The organism is Symbioplanes lichenis (assembly GCF_030709675.1).
In the GTDB taxonomy this organism is placed as follows: Bacteria; Actinomycetota; Actinomycetes; order Mycobacteriales; family Micromonosporaceae; genus Actinoplanes; species Actinoplanes lichenis.
Genome location: NZ_JAUZQD010000003.1, coordinates 479,572 through 497,656 on the forward strand (window position 1 = coordinate 479,572; position 18,085 = coordinate 497,656).

14 protein-coding genes are annotated in these 18,085 nt (G+C 71.4%); 9 read left to right on the forward strand and 5 right to left on the reverse strand.

All coding sequences use genetic code 11. From position 1 onward, the window contains the following. Nucleotides 1-14: 14 nt before the first annotated feature. Together rfbB and rfbD are read left to right on the forward strand one after the other, a co-directional pair. A complete protein-coding gene (gene rfbB, locus RAN62_RS09295) occupies nt 15-989 on the forward strand; it encodes a dTDP-glucose 4,6-dehydratase (RefSeq protein WP_305784111.1) in 975 nt (324 codons plus the stop codon). Continuing rightward, a complete protein-coding gene (gene rfbD / locus RAN62_RS09300; RefSeq protein ID WP_305784112.1) occupies nt 989-1,813 on the forward strand; it encodes a dTDP-4-dehydrorhamnose reductase in 825 nt (274 codons plus the stop codon). Before rfbB ends, rfbD begins: the two co-directional genes overlap by 1 nt. Here the strand turns inward: rfbD and RAN62_RS09305 are convergent. The 3 genes from RAN62_RS09305 to RAN62_RS09315 all read right to left on the reverse strand — a co-directional run bounded on the left by RAN62_RS09305 (nt 1,803) and on the right by RAN62_RS09315 (nt 6,639). Then, the gene (locus RAN62_RS09305) at nt 1,803-3,725 is read right to left on the reverse strand and encodes a S8 family serine peptidase (RefSeq protein ID WP_305784113.1); all 1,923 of its coding nucleotides are present in this window, start codon (nt 3,723-3,725) and stop codon (nt 1,803-1,805) included. The genes rfbD and RAN62_RS09305 overlap by 11 nt on opposite strands. Nucleotides 3,726-3,791: 66 nt before the next feature. Then, nucleotides 3,792-5,267: an AAA family ATPase gene (locus tag RAN62_RS09310; RefSeq protein ID WP_305784114.1), complete on the reverse strand. Its 1,476-nt coding sequence runs from the start codon at nt 5,265-5,267 to the stop codon at nt 3,792-3,794. Between the two features lie 55 nt (nt 5,268-5,322). Further along, entirely contained in the window at nt 5,323-6,639 is a 1,317-nt protein-coding gene (locus tag RAN62_RS09315; protein ID WP_305784115.1) for a class I SAM-dependent methyltransferase, read from the reverse strand. 236 nt (nt 6,640-6,875) lie between these two features. On the opposite strand from RAN62_RS09315, the gene RAN62_RS09320 reads away from it, so the two are divergent. Then, nucleotides 6,876-8,441, forward strand: coding sequence for an NAD(P)/FAD-dependent oxidoreductase (locus tag RAN62_RS09320; RefSeq protein WP_305784116.1), 1,566 nt, complete (start codon nt 6,876-6,878; stop codon nt 8,439-8,441). Here the strand turns inward: RAN62_RS09320 and RAN62_RS09325 are convergent. Together RAN62_RS09325 and RAN62_RS09330 are read right to left on the reverse strand one after the other, a co-directional pair. After that, nucleotides 8,426-9,133, reverse strand: coding sequence for a response regulator transcription factor (locus tag RAN62_RS09325; protein ID WP_305784117.1), 708 nt, complete (start codon nt 9,131-9,133; stop codon nt 8,426-8,428). The genes RAN62_RS09320 and RAN62_RS09325 overlap by 16 nt on opposite strands. Nucleotides 9,134-9,199: 66 nt before the next feature. After that, on the reverse strand, nt 9,200-10,978 hold the full coding sequence (locus RAN62_RS09330) for an ABC transporter ATP-binding protein (protein WP_305784118.1): 1,779 nt from the start codon (nt 10,976-10,978) through the stop codon (nt 9,200-9,202). 80 nt (nt 10,979-11,058) lie between these two features. On the opposite strand from RAN62_RS09330, the gene RAN62_RS09335 reads away from it, so the two are divergent. The 6 genes from RAN62_RS09335 (at nt 11,059) to RAN62_RS09360 (ending at nt 18,078) form a co-directional block, all read left to right on the forward strand. After that, complete coding sequence (locus RAN62_RS09335; protein ID WP_305784119.1) at nt 11,059-11,478, forward strand: MarR family winged helix-turn-helix transcriptional regulator; 420 nt, start codon at nt 11,059-11,061, stop codon at nt 11,476-11,478. Nucleotides 11,479-11,801: 323 nt separating this feature from the next. Further along, entirely contained in the window at nt 11,802-13,349 is a 1,548-nt protein-coding gene (gene mmsA / locus RAN62_RS09340) for a multiple monosaccharide ABC transporter ATP-binding protein (protein ID WP_305784120.1), read from the forward strand. Then, the gene (mmsB, locus tag RAN62_RS09345) at nt 13,346-14,668 is read left to right on the forward strand and encodes a multiple monosaccharide ABC transporter permease (RefSeq protein WP_305784121.1); all 1,323 of its coding nucleotides are present in this window, start codon (nt 13,346-13,348) and stop codon (nt 14,666-14,668) included. The genes mmsA and mmsB overlap by 4 nt, the downstream gene beginning before the upstream one ends. 86 nt (nt 14,669-14,754) lie before the next feature. Then, complete coding sequence (locus tag RAN62_RS09350; protein WP_305784122.1) at nt 14,755-15,861, forward strand: substrate-binding domain-containing protein; 1,107 nt, start codon at nt 14,755-14,757, stop codon at nt 15,859-15,861. 333 nt (nt 15,862-16,194) lie between these two features. Then, nucleotides 16,195-17,391 carry an ROK family transcriptional regulator gene (locus RAN62_RS09355; RefSeq protein ID WP_305784300.1) on the forward strand — a complete coding sequence of 399 codons (1,197 nt, stop codon included), beginning with the start codon at nt 16,195-16,197 and terminating at the stop codon, nt 17,389-17,391. 3 nt (nt 17,392-17,394) lie between these two features. Then, nucleotides 17,395-18,078: a helix-turn-helix domain-containing protein gene (locus tag RAN62_RS09360; protein WP_305784123.1), complete on the forward strand. Its 684-nt coding sequence runs from the start codon at nt 17,395-17,397 to the stop codon at nt 18,076-18,078. Nucleotides 18,079-18,085 lie beyond the last annotated feature (7 nt).

The window sequence follows — 18,085 nt, forward strand, 5'->3', positions numbered from 1 at the left end:
TACACTCGCCAGTCGTGCGGATTTTCGTGACCGGCGGCGCCGGATTCATCGGATCGGCCTATGTACGCGCCCTCCTGCGGGATGAATTCTCCGGTGCGGCGGGCGCGTCCGTGACTGTTCTGGACCTGTTGTCCTATTCGGGCAATCGCGCGAACCTGCCCTCTTCCCCGCGGCTCGATTTTGTGCAAGGGGACATCGGCGACGCCGATCTGGTGCGGCAGCTCCTCCCGGGCCACGACGCCGTGGTGCACTTCGCGGCCGAGTCCCATGTGGACCGGTCGATCTCCGGCGCGCTCCCGTTCGTGACCACCAACGTGCTCGGCACCCAGGTGCTGCTCGACGCGGCGCGCGCGGCCGGCGTCGGCCGGTTCCTGCACGTGTCCACCGACGAGGTGTACGGATCCATCGACCAGGGCTCGTGGACCGAGACGTGGCCCGTCGCGCCCAATTCCCCGTACGCGGCGTCGAAGGCCGGCTCGGACCTCCTGGCCCTCGCCGCGCACCGCACCCACGGCATGGACGTCGTGGTGACCCGGTGCTCCAACAACTACGGGCCCTACCAGTTCCCCGAGAAGGTCATCCCGCTCTTCGTCACCAACTTGCTGGACGGCAAGCCGGTCCCGCTCTACGGCGACGGCGGCAACATCCGCGACTGGCTGCACGTCTCCGACCACTGCCGCGGGATCCAGCTCGCCCTGGACAAGGGCCGCGCGGGGGAGATCTACAACATCGGCGGCGGCACCGAGTTGTCGAACAAAGAACTCACCGGGCGGCTGCTCGAGGCGTGCGGCGCGGGCTGGGACAGGGTGCAGCCGGTCAGCGACCGCAAGGGTCACGACCGGCGCTACTCGCTGGACATCACCAAGATCAGCGAAGAGCTGGGGTACGCGCCGCAGGTCACGCTCGACGCCGGGCTGGCCTCGACCGTGGCGTGGTACCGCGACCACCGCGGCTGGTGGGAGCCGCTGAAGAACCGGGCCGCCCTCTGATGCGCTGGCTCGTCACCGGCGCGGGCGGGATGCTGGGCCGCGATGTGTGCGCGGTGCTGGCCGGTGCCGACGTGGTCGCCGCGACCCGGGCCGAGCTCGACATCACCGATGCGGCGGCGGTCCGGGCGGCGGTCGCCGGGGCGGACGTGGTGGTGAACACGGCCGCCTGGACCGATGTCGACGGCGCGGAGTCCTCGCCCGGTGCCGCCACGGCGGTCAACGGTGATGCCGTCGCCGTCCTCGCCGCCGCGGCCGGCAAGCGCCTGATCCACGTCTCCACGGACTACGTCTTTCCCGGCACGGCGGCTTTCCCGTACGCGGAGGACGCTCCCGTGGATCCCGTCAACGCCTACGGGCAGTCGAAGGCCGCGGGGGAGCGGGCCGTTCTGGCGCACGGCGGATACGTGGTGCGGACGGCGTGGCTCTACGGCGAGCACGGGCCGAACTTCGTCCGGACGATGCTGCGGCTGGCCGGGTCGCACGAGACCGTCGACGTGGTGACCGATCAGCAGGGGCCCCCGACGTGGTCCCTGGCCCTGGCCCGCCAGCTGGTCGCCCTCGCGTCGTCGGGCGCGGCGCCCGGCGTCTATCACGGGACGGCGGCGGGGTCGACGACGTGGCACGGGCTGGCGCGGGCGGTGTTCGAGGAGGCCGGGCTGGATCCGGCGCGGGTCCGGCCGACGACCAGCGACCGGTTCCCGCGGCCCGCCCGGCGGCCGGCTTACAGCGTGCTGGGCCACGACCGCTGGGCGGGGACGGGGATCGCGCCGCTGCCGCACTGGCGGGCCATGCTCACCTCCGCGATGCCCGTGCTCAGGCCTTGACCGTGGCGCTGGTGGCCGCGGCCAGGGTCGTGGTGGCGGGGACGACGACGCGGTAGCGGGCGCCGGCGACCAGGCTCCTCACCGTGCGGCTGGTGGCGGCCGCGTAGGATCCGGCCGCCCGCCAGGTGGATCCGGTCCAGCGCTGGAGCTGGACGCGCTGGCCGCCCACGCCGGCCATCGTGATGCGGATGGTGTGCACGCCGGTGCGGGTGACGGTGATCCGCGGCCGCACCGAGTAGGTCGTGATCGGGGAGCTGACGGCGACCAAGGTGGCGGTGGCCGGCACGGTCAGGCGGACCCGGCGGGCGGCGGTGGCGGTGGCGGACACGGTCACGGTGCCGGCGGAGGTGGTGACGCCGGTCGTGCAGGCGAAGGGCTTGCCGGCGGTCGACGCGCAGATCTGCACCGCGTGGCCGCTCCACGCCCGGCCCGCGGCGGTGACGGTGTAGCGCGTGACGATGCGGTCGCCGTGGTTCACCACCCGGGTGCCGGCGACGACCGTGATCCTCGGGGTCACCTTGGGCGCGGGCGCCGGGGTCACGGTGACTGTCGGTGTCGGTGTCGGGGTCGGGTCGTGGGTCGCGGCCGGGGACGGTGTGACCGTCGTCGGGGCCGGGACCGGCGTGGCAGTCGCCGGGGCGGCCGCCGTCAGGGCCGCGAGGGCGTCGATCCGGCCGTACCCGTAGCTGGTGTCCTTGCCGCCGGCCCCCAGATCCACGGCGGTGTCCTCCAGGATCCGTTCGATGTCGTCCGGGGTCCCATCGGGCCGGGCCGCCTCGAGCAGCGCGGCCACGGCGGCGACGTGCGGCGACGCCATGGACGTGCCGCTCTCGGTCGCGTAGCCGCCCGGATAGGTGCTGACGATGGTGGTGCCCGGCGCGGCGACATCGACATAGCTGCCCCGGGTCGAATAGGCGGCGACCTGGTCGGACGAGTCGGTGGCCGCCACCGCGAGCACGCCCGCGTCGGCGCCCGGATAGCTGGCCGGGTTGCCCTTCTGCCCGTCGTTGCCCGCGGCGGCGACCACGGTGACACCCTTGCCCCGCGCGTACGCGACCGCCTGCGTCACCGCCGTCAGCTGCGTCGTGGATCCCAGCGACAGGTTGACGACATCCGCGCCGTGGTCGGCCGCATACACGATGCCGGTCGCGACATCCGACATGTCGCCGCTGCCGTCCGCGTCCAGCACCCGGATCGGCAGGATCTTCGCGTCCGGCGCGACGGCCGAGATGCCCACGCCGTTCCCGGTCACCGCGGCGATCGTCCCCGCCACGTGCGTCCCGTGGCCGTTCGGATCGGTGCTGGTCCCCGACGTGCCCGCCACCAGGTCGATCCCCGGCAGCACGTGCCCCGCCAGATCCGGGTGCCCGGCGTCCACCCCGGTGTCGATCACCGCGACGATCACCCCGGCCCCGGTCGACCGCTCCCACGCCCCGGCCACGCCGATCTTGGCAAAATCCCACTGACTGGCCCGGTACGGATCCGATCCGGCCGGCACCTCCGACGTGTGCGCGACGGCGTCGATCTCGCCCCCGTCCCGCACGAGCGCGAGCGCCGCAGCCCGGTCGGTCACCGTCCGCACACTGACCACGGGCCGCCCCGCCGCGTCGAGCGCCGTGCTGACCACCCGCGCGGGCCGCCCCTTCGTCACCACGGCCGGGATCGACGCCTCGATCGCGGCCGGCGTCCTCGTGGCGGGCGTCCGGGCCGCGATCGGCGTCCTCGTGGCGGGCGTCTGGGCCGCGATCGGCGTCCCCGTGGCCGGCGTCCGGGCCGGGATCAGCGTCCTGGCCGCGTCCGGCGTCGTGGTCACGGCCGGCCGGGCGGTGAACGGCCCGCCCCCGGCCCCGGTCGTCAGCGCCCCGGCCACCGTCGTGACCGCGAGCGCCCCTGCTACCAGCGTCTTTCGCACACGCCAACAGTCGGCCGGGATCGTGCGTGCCCGGTGACCACCGAGGGGCAACCAGGTTGCGGCGGCTCAGCGGTAGAGGTCGGCGACCCCGGCGAGCACGATCCTCTCGTCCGCCGCGGCCGCCGCGACCAGCTCGTCGGTGAAGCCGGCCCCGGAGAAGCAGGCCAGCCGGGCCCGCTCGGCCCCGAGCCGCCCCTGCGCCACGAGCAGCGCTCGGATGCGGCGCAACCGCTCGAGATGGCCGAGTCCCATCGTCTCGCCCCACCTGGCCTCGCCCACGGCCAGCAGCGGCCGCCGGTTGTCGTCGTCCAGGCCGAAGACCGCGAGATCAACTTCGTACATGGTGTGCCGGCCCGGATCGTTGACGGTGCCGCTGCCCACCTGGTTGGGGAAGTCGCCGAACATCTCCTCCGGCGCCATGTGCCGGGACCATTCCCGGCAGATGTGCTCGAAGTGCGGTCCGAGAATGCCGCCCGAGAAGCGCCGCGCGGACCGCTGCCACAGCCGGGTCGCGTCCCGGGTGTGCTCGAGGTCGGCCCAGATCGGGCGCATGACGCCGTGATAGAAGGTCACCAGCGGCTCGGCGATGCGGAACCGGGTGCGGTTGGCCTTGAAGACGTCCGGCTCGCGAGTGATGAGCCCGCAGTCCTCGAGCACGGTGAGCGGGTGCGCCAGGTCGCCGGACTTGCGGCCCAGGAAGGACGCGATGCCGCCGCGCTGGGTGTTGCCCGCGGCAATGGCGGCGAGCACCGAGTGGTAGAGGCCGGCGTCGTGCAGCTCGGGCTCGTCCGCGAGCAGGTAGCGAGCCTCGCGGAAGAGCGGGCTGGCCGGCGACAGCACGGTCCGCAGCACCCAGGCGTCGAAGTCGTCCGGGCCGGCCGGGGTGTCGTCGCGGGCGAACTCCCGGCGGTAGGCCGGGGTGCCACCGACGATCGCGTTCGCCTTGAGGGCGGTGACGGGATCCTCGATGCCCCAGAACTCCGCCGCCAGCTGATGATCGAGCGTCGGCACGATCAGCTCGAGGCCGGCCCGGCCGCGCAGAGGTGCGTTGCCGCTGAGCAGCCGGCCCATGAAGGACATGGCCGACCCGCACAGGAGCAACCGCGTCCGGCTGGTGTCGCGCTCGGGGCGCAGGGGGGCGAGCGCGTTCTGGATGATCGAGGGCAGCTGGGGGTTCGCCCGCACCAGGTACGGGAACTCGTCGATCACGACCGGGATCTGCTGGTCCCGTCCGAGGGCCAGCAGCGCGTCGACGGCGCTGTGCCAGGTCTCCAAGGAGAAGGGCGCCGGAGCCCCGAGGTGCTCGGCCAGCGTCGCGCCCAGCCGGTCGAGCGACTCCCGGTCCGTCCCCTCGTCGGCGGCGAAGTAGAAGCCGCCGGCGGCCCGGCACAAGGCGCGCAGCAGGAAGGTCTTGCCCTGCCGTCGTCGCCCCGACACCACGCCCAGGGTGGCGCCCGGCGCGGGGTCGGCGGCGAAGGCGGTGAGTGCGCGCCACTCCGGCTCCCGGTCGAACATCTCAGGCGGCTTGAGCAAGGCTGCCATGATCACCATCTTTCATAAGTCGAGTTATCATAACTCGACTTATGAAAGTTGGCCCTTACGTGTTGAGGGGGCGGCGGGCGACGAAGAGGACGTGGGTGACGGGCCAGTCGAGCGGCTCGCTCGCCGGGGTGCGCAGGGACGCGACCGGGGCCAGGCGGTTCTCGACGATCCAGTCGTTGCGGGTGGTCTCCGAGGCCGGGTCGAGCTCGAAGCCGACGTCGGTGAGCAGGCTCTTCCAGTCCGCGAACTCGAAGCCGCAGAACTGCTCCTGGGTCTCCGACAGCCAGTTGTCCGTGTAGTCCTTGCGGGTCAGGAAGTCCATGGCGTCGCCCAGGGTCAGCTCGACCGTGTCGCCGGACACCGGGCGGTAGGTGAACGGGAACTTGTAGTCGGCGGCGAACTGGTCGAGGCGGGCCCGGGTGGAGAGGGCGGCGACGTGCGCGGTCACCTCGGACGAGGCCAGTTCCGCCAGGTCATGGCGTACAGGATGGGGAAGGCCGTCGTCGGTCCGCAGGGTGAGGTGGACGCGGCGGTCCCGCCCGTCGGGGCCGCAGACGTCGCTGTTGATCCAGACGCCGCCGGGGGCGGTGTGGTCGTAGATGGCCTGGACGAAGGCGCGCAGCGACGCCTCCTGGGAGCCGTAGGACCAGATCTCGTGGGTGAGCGCGAACGTCAGCGTCGTGTCCACCGACCGCGGCGGCAGGACGGCGCCGCCGAGCACGTTGCGGCGGTAGAAGTAGACATTGGCGTTGCGGAAGACGCCCTGCGCCTTCTTGTGGACGCACTCTTCGTAGAGGTGGCGGGCGATCTCGACGCCGATCAGGTCGCTCTCGCGCAGCGCGGGCTCACGGTCGGCCTCCTCGAGCACGGCACCGGCACCGCAGCCGATGTCGACGATCCGCCCGGGCCGCACGTGCGGGCGCACCGTCCGCCACTTGCGCTGGGCGGCGTCCGCGAAGGCCTCGGCGTACGTACGGTAGTCGCGCGTCGCGGTCAGCCCGCCCTCGTCACCGACCACCGGGTCGTTGACCACCGAGCGGACGGTCTCGGTCAGCCGGTAGCGGTCGAACACGTCGACGGTCGCCTCGTGAGCCAGCTCACGCCAGGTCTCGTCGCCGGCGGCCAGGCGCAGCAGCACGTCCCACGGGCGCTCGGGCTCCGGCGAGACGCCGTCTTCGACCGGGGCGACCTTGAAGCCGAGCGCCGCGTAGAGAGCCGCGACGGCGGGCGTGGAACAGGCCACGACCGTGTTCGACGGGGTCAATGTCAACCCCGTGGCGACCGTCACGTTTTTGAGGGTCACCTCGGCGAAGCGGTCGGTCGGCGCGGTGTCGAAGACCGGCACGACCAGCGAACGCAGGCCCGTGAGCACGCTGAACCGCTCGATGGCGGCCTCGCGCCGGTGGTACGGAACTGGGTTCCGCTTCGTATTCGCATGATTGGCGGACGTTACCGCCCATATGATCGTCGCATCGGGGAAACCGGCCAGACACCTCGCCTGGAACCTGGTTAGGACATGGTGACGACCGGGGAAGAGGACGAACTGAGACTCCACGTCTCGTTGATACACCTACGACAAGGCGCACCAGAGGACCGGAGGCCCGGAAAATGGCTGAACGCACTGCTCACCGCCACCGCGTGGTGATCGTCGGCGCCGGATTCGGCGGGCTCTTCGCCTGCAAACAGCTCAAGAACGCCGACGTGGACATCACGCTGATCAACGGCACCGCCTACCACCTGTTCCAGCCGCTGCTCTACCAGGTGGCCACCGGCATCCTGTCCGAGGGCGAGATCGCGCCGCCGATCCGCGAGATCCTGCGCAAGCAGGACAACGTCGACGTGCGGCTGGGCTGGGTCACCGACGTCGACGTGGAGAAGAAGGTCGTCTCCGTCGAGGCGCCCGACATCCGCTACACCGTCGAGTACGACACGCTGATCGTGGGCGCCGGCGCGTCGCAGTCCTACTTCGGCAACGACCACTTCGCCGACCACGCGCCCGGCATGAAGAGCATCGACGACGCGCTCGAGCTGCGCGCCCGGATCTTCGGCGGCTTCGAGCTGGCCGACCTGCAGACCGACCCGGTCGAGCAGGAGCGCTGGATGACCTTCGTGGTCGTCGGCGCGGGCCCCACCGGCGTCGAGATGGCCGGGCAGATCGCCGAGCTGGCCCACCGCAACCTGGTCGGGCAGTTCAAGCACATCGACACCCGCAAGGCGCGGATCATCCTGATCGACGCGGTCGACGCGGTGCTCAAGACCTTCGGCGACGCGCTGTCCACCCGCGCGCTCAAGCAGCTCCACGAGCTGGGCGTCGAGGTGGAGCTGGAGACCAAGGTCGTCAACGTCGACTCCACGGGCATCGAGGTCGAGACCAAGCGCGGCCACGAGCGCATCGAGTCGCGCACCAAGATGTGGGCCGCCGGTGTCGCCGCCCCGCCGCTGGCCAAGAAGCTGGCCGCCGCCGCGGGCGCGCAGACCGACCGGGCCGGCCGGATCATGGTCGAGCCCGACTGCACGCTGCCCGGGCACCCGGAGATCTTCGCGGTCGGCGACATGATGGCCCTCGACCGGCTCCCGGGCGTCGCGCAGGTCGCCATCCAGAGCGGCACGCACGCCGCCAAGATGATCAAGCGGCGGCTCGCGGGCAAGGAGGACGGCCAGAAGTTCGAGTACTTCGACAAGGGCAGCATGGCGACCGTCTCCCGGTTCCACGCCGTGGCCAGCGTCGGCAAGATCCACCTGTCCGGCTTCCTGGCCTGGCTGATGTGGCTCGCGGTGCACGTGTTCTACCTGGTCGGCTTCAAGAACAGGTTCACGACCGTCGTGCACTGGTTCGTCAGCTTCCTGGGCCGCGGGCGCTCCGAGCGGGTGGCGACCTTCCAGCAGTCGTACGCCCGGATGGCCATCCGCGCGTACGGTGACCCGTTCGAGCGGCGGCGCGAGCTCGAGGCGCAGGAGGCCGCGGCGCGCGCCGCGGCGGCTGCGGGGGCCTCGGACGCGGCGGCCGCTCCGACCGCGGGGACCGCTGCTCCCACCTCGGGTAACCAGGCTCCGGCCGCGGCGGCGACGCCGGCCTCGACCACCGAGGCGACCGCGGACAAGGGCGCCCCGGCGGCGGACGGCAAGAGCATGTCGAAGCCGCAGCCGGCCAAGGCGGGTCAGAGCAGGCGGTAGGACAGCGCGGCGCCCGCTTCGATCACCGGGCCGAGCTTGCGGCGCAGGGCGGCGACGCAGAGGGCGACGATGTCGGTGCGCCCGCCGGGGAGGCGGGCGGCCAGTTCGGCGGCGGCCACGGGCTCTCCGGCGGCCGCCGCGAGGGTGCGCAGCACGTCGAACTCGGCCGTGGTCAGCGGGATCGTCGCGCCCCCGCGGCGGACGGTCCGGTCGGCCGGGCGCAGCTCCAGGTCGCCGGCGCGCAGCACGGCGGCGGGCGTCGCGCTCTGCCCCGGGACGGCCGGGGCGAGCAGCTCACGCACGTGCGCGAGCAGGTCGTCGAGCCCGAAGGGCTTCGTCAGGTACGCGTCGGCGCCCGCCCGCAGCCCCGCCGCGCGATCCTCCTCGGAGTCGCGGGCCGTCACGAACATCATCGGCAGGGCGGGCCACGTCGCGCGCAGCCGGCGCAGCAGCTCCACGCCGTCGAGGTCGGGGAGCATCATGTCGAGCAGCACCGCGTCGGGCGGGAACAGTGTCGCCAGCTCCAGGGCGGCGGCCCCGTCGCCGGCGCTGCGGACCTCCCAGCCCTCGTAGCTCAGGGCCAGGGTGAGCAGCTCGGTGAGGGCCGGCTCGTCGTCCACCACCAGGATCCGCGCGGGCCGGCCGGGGTCGCTGTGGCGGCTGCCCGGGACGGCCGATGTCACCGTTGTCATGACATGAATCGTCGGCCCGGGGCTTGTGTGCGCCCTGAGCCGGCCTTGTGGAAACGCTGTGGGCGATCACGCCGCCAGGAGGGCGTAGCGGCCGCCCTCGGCGACCAGGTCGGCGTGGCTGCCCGACTCCAGGATGCGGCCGTGGTCGACCACGGCGATCCGGTCGGCGGCGCGGACCGTGGAGAGCCGGTGCGCGATCGTCACCGTCGTGCGGCCCTTGCTCAGCTCGTCGAAGGCGCGCTGCACGGCCCGCTCGGTCTCGGTGTCGAGCGCGCTGGTGGCCTCGTCCAGCACCAGGATGCGCGGGTCGCGCAGCAGGGTCCGGGCGATGGCGATGCGCTGCTTCTCGCCGCCGGAGAAGCGGTGGCCGCGCGAGCCGACGACCGTGTCGTAGCCGTCGGGCAGGGCCGCGATGTGGTCGTGGATCTGCGCGGCCCGGGCGGCCTGCTCGATCTGCTCGTCGGTGGCGTCCGGCCGGGCGTAGCGCAGGTTCTCGCGGATGGTGGTGTGCAGCAGGTACGTCTCCTGGCTGACCACGCCCACGATCGCCGCGAGGTCGGCCAGTCGCAGGTCGCGGACGTCGACGCCGTCGATGGTCACACGGCCGGCGTCCGGGTCGTAGAGACGGGCGATCAGTGCGGCCAGGGTGCTCTTGCCGGAGCCGGTCTCGCCGACCAGGGCGAGCGAGGAGCCGGCCGGGACGTCGAGGGTGACACCCGCGACCGCGGCGGACTCGGCGCCCGGATAGGTGAAGGTGACGTCCTCGAAGCGCAGGTGGCCGGCGACCCGGGCGGGGTCGATCGCGACGGGGTGCTCGGGCTCGTCGACCTCGACCGGCAGGTCCAGGTACTCGAAGATGCGGGCGAAGAGGGCGAGCGAGCTGGTCAGCGACACCTGCACGCCGAGCAGGCCCATGATCGGCCGGAAGATGCCGGCCTGCAGGGACGTGAAGGCGACCAGGGTGCCGATGCTGAGCTTGCCGCCGGTGAAGGGCAGCCCGGCGCTGAGATAGAGCACGGCCGGGATCGCGGCGAAGATGATGCTCATGGCGGCCATCCGCCAGCGTCCGGCCAGCTCGGAGCGCAGCTCGAGGTCGATCAGGCGCTCGGACGAGGAGGTGAACCGGTCGACCAGCGCGGCGCCGGTGCCGAGGGTCTTGCTGAGCTGGATGCCGCTGACCGACAGGCCCTCCTCGACGGTGACGTTGAGGTCGGCGAGCTCGCGCTGGCGCTGCGCGGTGATCTCGCGGCGCAGCTTGGCGACGCGGCGGCTCAGCACGATCGCCGGGGGCAGCACGATCAGCGTGACCAGCGACAGCTGCCACGAGAGCGCGGCCATGGCGACGGCGGTCGCGACGACGGTGGTGAGGTTCGAGGCGATCGAGGTCGCGGTGGAGGTGACGACGGACTGCATGCCGCCGATGTCGTTGGTGATGCGGGACTGGACCTCGCCGGTGCGGGTGCGCGTGAAGAAGGCGATCGACTGCCGGTGCAGGTGCCGGAAGACGTCGGTGCGCAGCCGGTGCATGACCTGCTGGCCGACCTTGGTGGAGATCCAGGTCTGGACGACGCCGAAGGCGCTCGTGACGGCGGCGACGGCGACCATGCCGGCGACCAGCCAGGCGAGCAGGGAGAGATTCTGATCGGGGAGGGCGACGTCGATGACCTCGCGCAGGAGGAAGGGGGAGGCCAGGGAGACCACCGAGGAGGCCACGATGATCGCCACGACCACGGTGAGCTGCCCGCGGTGCGGGCCGAAGAGCCGGCCGATGCGGCGCAGGGAGACCTCGCGGGCCTGAGCCTTCTCGGCGGCGGTGACAGTGCGTTGTTTGCGGGGGCTGTCCAAGTGGAACCTGCTTCCGTCGGTGTAATGCTGAGGTTACCTCAACATGAGGGAACAACACCACCTCCTGGTACGGTATTCCCGTGTCGGAGAGCGTCGAGGACAGCACCCTCACCGAGCTGTTCTTCGCCGTCGCGCGGCGGTTGCGGCACCTCAGCCGCGAGACCCTCGAGCCGCTCGACGTCTCCCCGTCGCAGGCCCGCGCGCTCATGGTGCTGATGCGGCACAGTCCGCGCCGCCCGGGGGCGATCGCCGAGCACCTGCGCATCGCCGCCCGCTCGGCCACCGAGGTCGTCGACGACCTGCAGGCCCTCGGGCTCGTCGAGCGCGGACCCGACCCCGCCGATCGCCGCGCCACCCTGGTCTCGCTGACCGGGGCGGGCCGGGCGGCGGGGGAGCGGATCCGGGCGGCCCGGCAGGCGGAGTCGGAGCGCTTCTTCGAGGCTCTCGACCCGGGCGACCGCGCCGAGCTGACCCGGCTGCTGCGCAAGCTCCGCGACTGAGGGTTACTGCTTCATTACGTACGGCAATCGGTTGTCGGGTTCGGTCGCACCGCTTTCACCAGGGGTTCCGCCGGGGGCAACCAGGCCGCTGATCCCTGCTATTTTCCCGAATCCGCAGGTCAGAGCCGTGATGGCAGCCGACGGCGGGGGATCGAGGGTCGTCAGCCGCGGCGCTCCGGGCCTTCATTGCGAGATTGTTACCGAATCCGGTGATCTCGAAACTTGCGAATCATCTTCGGAGCGGAATAGGTTGCCGCTGGCAACAAAACGAAGACTCAGACCCCTCCGGAGGCATCCATGACGTTCGAGAGGTGGTGCGTGCGATGACAACAGACGCCCCCATCCTCCTGGAGATGCGATCCATCACCAAGGAGTTCCCCGGAGTCAAGGCGCTCTCGGACGTCAACCTGGTGGTCAGGTCCGGCGAGATCCACGCCATCTGCGGGGAGAACGGCGCCGGCAAGTCCACGCTGATGAAGGTGCTCAGCGGCGTCTACCCGTACGGGACTTACTCGGGTGACATCGTTTACCAAGGGCAGGAGGCGCGGTTCTCCGACATCCGGCAGAGCGAGCGCGCCGGCATCGTGATCATCCACCAGGAGCTCGCCCTCATCCCCGACATGTCGATCACCGAGAACATGTTCCTCGGCAACGAGCCGCGCAGGCGCGGCGCGATCGACTGGAAGGTCGCGCAGAAGCGGGCCAAGGAGCTGATGCGTCAGGTCGGCCTCGACGAGGACCCCGACACGCTCATCAAGGACATCGGCGTCGGCAAGCAGCAGCTGGTCGAGATCGCCAAGGCGTTCGCCAAGGACGTCAAGCTGCTCATCCTCGACGAGCCGACCGCGGCGCTCAACGAGGCGGACTCGCAGCACCTGCTCGACCTGCTGCGCGGCTTCCGCGAGCAGGGCATCACCTCGATCATGATCTCGCACAAGCTGAACGAGATCGAGGCGATCAGCGACTCCATCACGATCCTGCGCGACGGCCGCACCGTCGAGACCCTCGACGTCAAGGGCGACGGCGTCGACGAGGACCGGATCGTGCGCGGCATGGTCGGCCGCGAGCTGAGCAGCCGCTTCCCGGACCACACGCCGAAGATCGGCGAGGTGTTCTTCGAGGTCAGCAACTGGAACGTCAAGCACCCGATCACCGACCGGCTGGTCTGCAAGAACGAGACCTTCACCGTCCGCCGGGGCGAGATCGTCGGCTTCGCCGGGCTCATGGGCGCCGGCCGCACCGAGCTGGCCATGAGCGTCTTCGGCCGGTCCTACGGCGTGTTCCAGTCGGGGCGCATCGTCAAGGACGGCAAGGAGATCCAGCTCAAGACCGTCGCCGACGCGATCCACCACGGTCTCGCGTACGTGAGCGAGGATCGCAAGGCGATCGGCCTCAACCTGCTCGACGACATCAAGACGTCGACGGTGGCCGCGAAGCTCTCCAAGATCTCGCACCGCGGCGTGCTGAGCGAGGTCGAGGAGTACGAGGCCGCCGAGGCCTACCGCAAGGAGCTGCGCACCAAGGCGCCCACGGTGGACGAGGGCGTCTCCAAGCTCTCCGGCGGCAACCAGCAGAAGGTCGTCCTGGCGAAGTGGATGTTCACCGACCCCGACCTGCTGATCCTGGACGAGCCCACGCGCGGCATCGACGTGGGCGCGAAGTACGAGATCTACGGCATCATCCAGCGGCTCGCCGACCAGGGGAAGGGCGTCATCGTCATCTCCTCGGAGCTGCCTGAGCTGATCGGGCTCTGCGACCGCATCTACACGGTGTTCGAAGGCCAGATCACGGGCGAGCTGTCCCGTGAGCAGGCGAACCCGGAATCCCTCATGAAGCAGATGACCTCGACGAAGAAGATGCAGACCCGATGAGCCGATTCAAGGAACTCCAGAAGAACCTCTTCGGAGGCACGACCTCCAACGCCCGCCAGTTCGGCATGATCTTCACCCTCGTGGCGATCGTCCTGCTGTTCCAGCTCCTCACCGCGAACAACATCGGGGTGGGCTTCGGCGACGGCCTGACGCTGCGGTCCGACAACCTGATCGCGCTGCTCCAGCAGAACTCGTACATCCTCATCCTGGCCATCGGCATGCTGATGGTGATCGTGGCCGGCCACATCGACCTGTCGGTCGGCTCGGTCGCCGCGTTCACCGGCATCCTGGTCGCCAAGTCGATGGCCGAGTGGGACTTCCCGTGGCCGGTCGCCATCCTCTTCGGCCTCGCCATCGGCGCGGTCATCGGCGCCTGGCAGGGCTTCTGGGTGGCGTACGTCGGGGTGCCCGCGTTCATCGTCACGCTGGCCGGCATGCTGCTGTTCCGCGGGGCCAACCAGTTCGTCGGCAACGCGAACACGATCCCGGTGCCCGAGGGCTTCCAGGACATCGGCGCCGGCTTCCTCCCCGAGTGGGGCCCGGACACCGGCTACAACAACTCGACGCTGCTGCTCGGCCTCATCGCCTGCGTCGCGGTCGTCTGGCGCGAGTGGTCGGCCCGGCGCACCCGGATCGAGATGAGCGCCGACCCCGCCCCGCTGTGGGTCTCCGGCATCCGGGTCGCCATCATGCTGGCCGTCCTGATCTTCGTCACCCTGCGCTTCGCGGGCGGCCGGGTCGGCACCAGCTTCCCGGTCTCCGGCCTCATCCTCGTGGTGCTGGTTCTGCTCTACAGCTTCTACACCCGCAACACCGCGGGCGGCCGTTACATCTACGCGGTCGGCGGCAACTCGCGCGCCGCCGAGCTGTCCGGCGTGAAGCTCAAGCGGGTCAACTTCTTCGTCATGATGAACATGTCGGTCCTGGCCTCGCTGGCCGGCATGATCTTCGTGGCCCGCTCCGCGGCCTCCGGCCCGCAGGACGGTCTCAACTGGGAGCTCGACGCGATCGCGGCCGTCTTCATCGGTGGCGCCGCGGTCTCCGGCGGCATCGGCACGATCTCCGGCTCCATCGTCGGTGGTCTGGTCATGGCCGTTCTGAACAACGGTCTCCAGCTGCTCGGCGTCGGCACCGACCGGGTGTCGATCATCAAGGGCCTGGTGCTGCTGCTCGCCGTCGCGCTCGACGTCTACAACAAGAGCCAGGGGCGCTTCTCGATCATCGGCAGCCTCACGCGGCCGTTCCGCAAGGACACGCCGCCGGCCCCGGGGGCGACCGGGTCGAACCCCGAGCCCGCCAAGACCACTGTGGGCGGCTGACCCCGCCTGCCTCCGGGTGGCCGGCAACGGCCACCCACCCCCTCTCACCCCAGTTACATCTCTCACCAGAAGGGTTAATCCCCGAAATGCGTAACTTCTTCGGCAAGTCGGTGGCCGTCGGCGCCATCGCGATGCTGGCCCTGACCGCGTGTGGCGGCGGCCGCGAGGGCGACGACAGCGGCAGCGGCGACAGCGGCAGCGCCAAGGGCTTCGAGGCCAACTCCGTGATCGGCGTGGCCCTGCCCGCCAAGACCTCGGAGAACTGGGTCCTCGCCGGTGACCTGTTCACCAACGGCCTCAAGGAAGCCGGCTTCCAGGCCGACGTCCAGTACGCCGGTGCGTCGACCACGGTCGCCGACCAGCAGCAGCAGATCACCGCGATGACGACCAAGGGTGCCAAGGTCATCATCATCGGCGCGACCGACGCCGCGCAGCTGTCGACCCAGGTCGCCGCCGCGCACGCCGCCGGGGCCAAGGTCATCGCGTACGACCGCCTCATCCTCAACACGCCGGACCTCGACTACTACGTCGCGTTCGACAACCGCAAGGTCGGCCAGCTCCAGGGCCAGGCCCTGCTGGACGGCATGAAGGCCAAGAAGCCGAACGGCCCCTACACCATCGAGCTGTTCTCGGGCTCGCCCGACGACAACAACGCCGGTGTCTTCTTCCAGGGCGCCATGGACGTGCTCCAGCCGGAGATCGACAAGGGCAACGTCGTCGTCGGCTCGGGCCAGAAGGACGTCAAGCAGACCGCCATCCAGGGCTGGAAGGCCGAGGGTGCGCAGGCCCGCATGGACCAGCTGCTGACCTCGACCTACGGCAGCAAGGAGCTGGACGGCGTCCTCTCCCCGAACGACACGCTGGCCCGCGCCATCATCCAGTCGATCAAGAGCCGCGGCAAGACCGTCCCGGTCGTCACCGGTCAGGACTCCGAGGTCGAGTCGGTCAAGTCCATCATGGCCGGCGAGCAGTACATGACCATCAACAAGGACACGCGGAACCTGGTCAAGGAAAGCATCAACATGGTCAAGGCCCTCCAGGGTGGCCAGGAGCCGCAGATCAACGACACCAAGTCGTACAACAACGGCAACAAGGTCGTCCCGACCTACCTGCTTCCCCCGGTCGCCGTGACCAAGGCCAACGCGGCCGAGGCGTACGCCAACGACCCGAAGCTGTCGGCGCTCACCAAGTAACACCCGCCGCATCACCTTGACGGCCCTTGGGTCCCCGGAGTCCGTCTCCGGGGACCCATCGCCGTTTTTCGGGCAGGGTCTGTCCTGTCGGTCCCGGCGTCGCCGAGCCGACGGTCCAGGTTTCGCGTCGCAAGTGGGGCGGGCGGTCGCATACCGGTGTTGTATGCGGCCGTTCGCACCGCGCAGCGAGGCGGAAGCTGGACCCGGCGCAGGCCGTCGGGGGCCGACAGGACAGACCCTCGCTTAACCGGTTCACCGGCCCTGCGGTGCCCTGTCCGATTTATGTCATGATCATCGCTGCCGTCACGTCCGGAAGGGAGCCCGCCCGTGGTTCTGCCGCTGCGCCGCGGGGCCCCGGCCGCCGACCCCGGGTCCGCGCGCTACGCCGCCGGCCAGGACGAGGTGCGCCGCAACAACCTGGGCGCCGTGCTCCGCCACGTGCACGTCCACGGCCCCACCACGCGCGCCGAGCTGACCACGCGACTCGGGCTCAACCGCAGCACCATCGGCGCCCTCGCCGCCGATCTCACCAGCGCCGGCCTGGTCACCGAGGAGCGCCCCGCCCCCGGCGACGCCGCCCGCCGGGCCGGTCGGCCGTCACTGCTGGTCAGCCCGCGCTCGGACGCCGTCTACGCGAACGCCCTGAGCATCGAGCCCGACCGCCTCCGCGCCGCCCAGGTCGGCCTCGGCGGCCACATCCTGGCCCTGCGCGAGACCCCGCGCCCCCGGGACGCGGCCCTGCTCGACACCGTGCCGCTGCTCGCCGGTCTCGTCCGGTCCTTCGAGCCCGCCGCCGGCACCCGCTGCGCCGGTGGTGCCGTCGCCGTCGCCGACACGACCCGCGCCGGCAGTGCCGACGTGGCCGGCATCGACGCCACCCTGACCGCGGCGCTCGACGCCGAGCTCGCCCTCTCCGGCTTCGTGGCGGGCGACCTGGCCGACATCGCCGCCCTGGCCGAGCACACCCGGGGCGTCGCGGCCGGCGTGGACGACCTGCTCTACCTGCACGGCGACTCCGGGGTCAGCGCCGGGATCGTCACCGGCGGCCGGCTGGTGCTCGGCCACAGCGGCCACAGCGGCCGGGTCGGGCACATGGTCGTCAACCCCGAGGGCCGGCGCTGCGCCTGCGGCTCACGCGGCTGCTGGGAGACCGAGATCGGACCCGAGGCGCTGCTCCGGCTGGCCGGCATGGTCCCGGCCCCGGAGGTGGGGACACTGACCGTCGTACGCGCGGCAGCCCTCGGCGACCAGCGCGCCGCCCACGCCCTCGAGCGCGTCGGCGACTGGCTCGGCTTCGGCGTCGCCAACCTGGTCAACGTCTTCAACCCCGACCTGGTCGTCTTCGGCGGCACGCTCAGCGCGGTCTACGAGGCCGCCGCCCACGCCGTCCGCCGCCGCCTCAACTCGATGGCCCTGCCCGCCTCCCGCAAGCACCTCCAGCTGCGCGCGGCCACCCTCGGCCCGGACGCCGCCCTGATCGGCGCGGCCGAGCTCGCCCTCGACCCGCTGCTCTCCGACCCCCTGGGCTGAGCCGTGACCGGTCGCAGTGTGGTGGACGGCGCCTTCCGCGTCCTGCGGGCGCTGCCGGCGACCGGCCCCGAGCATCAGCTGGCCCGGCTCGCCGCGCTGACCGGCCTGCCCCGGCCGACCGTGCACCGGCTGCTCACCCAGCTGCGCGAGTCCGGCGCCGTGGAGTGGGCCGACGGGCGGTGGGCCCTGTCGCCGGGGCTGCTCGGGCTGACCCGGGAGGTCGAGCCGGTCCCGGGCCTGCGCCGGATCGGCGCCCGCGTGATGCAGTCGCTGCGCGAGCAGACGGGTGCCACGGTGTCGCTTGTCGTCCCCGCCGGCACCGCCTACGTCGCGCTCGAGATGATCCCGGGCCGGTTCGGGCTGCCGATCGAGGCCCGGGCCGGGGCCGGGATGCCCGCGGAGACGGCCGCCGGGATTGCGCTCGATCCCCGTCGGACACCGTCGGCGCGGCGCCGGCCGTTCGGGGCGGCGGTCGACGATCAGGACATCTTTCCCGGGCTCACGTGCTATGCCGTCGCGGTGGCGTTGCCCGGCGGACGGCGGGCGGCTCTGCAGATCGCCCGGCCCGCCGTGCGACCGGCGCACCGGGCGGCCGCCGCGGTGCATCACGCCGCCGTTGCTCTGGAGCGCGGGATGCTGTCCGTTCAGCGGACAACTCCGGGTCCCGGGCCGGACGGCTCCGCATGATCGGCGC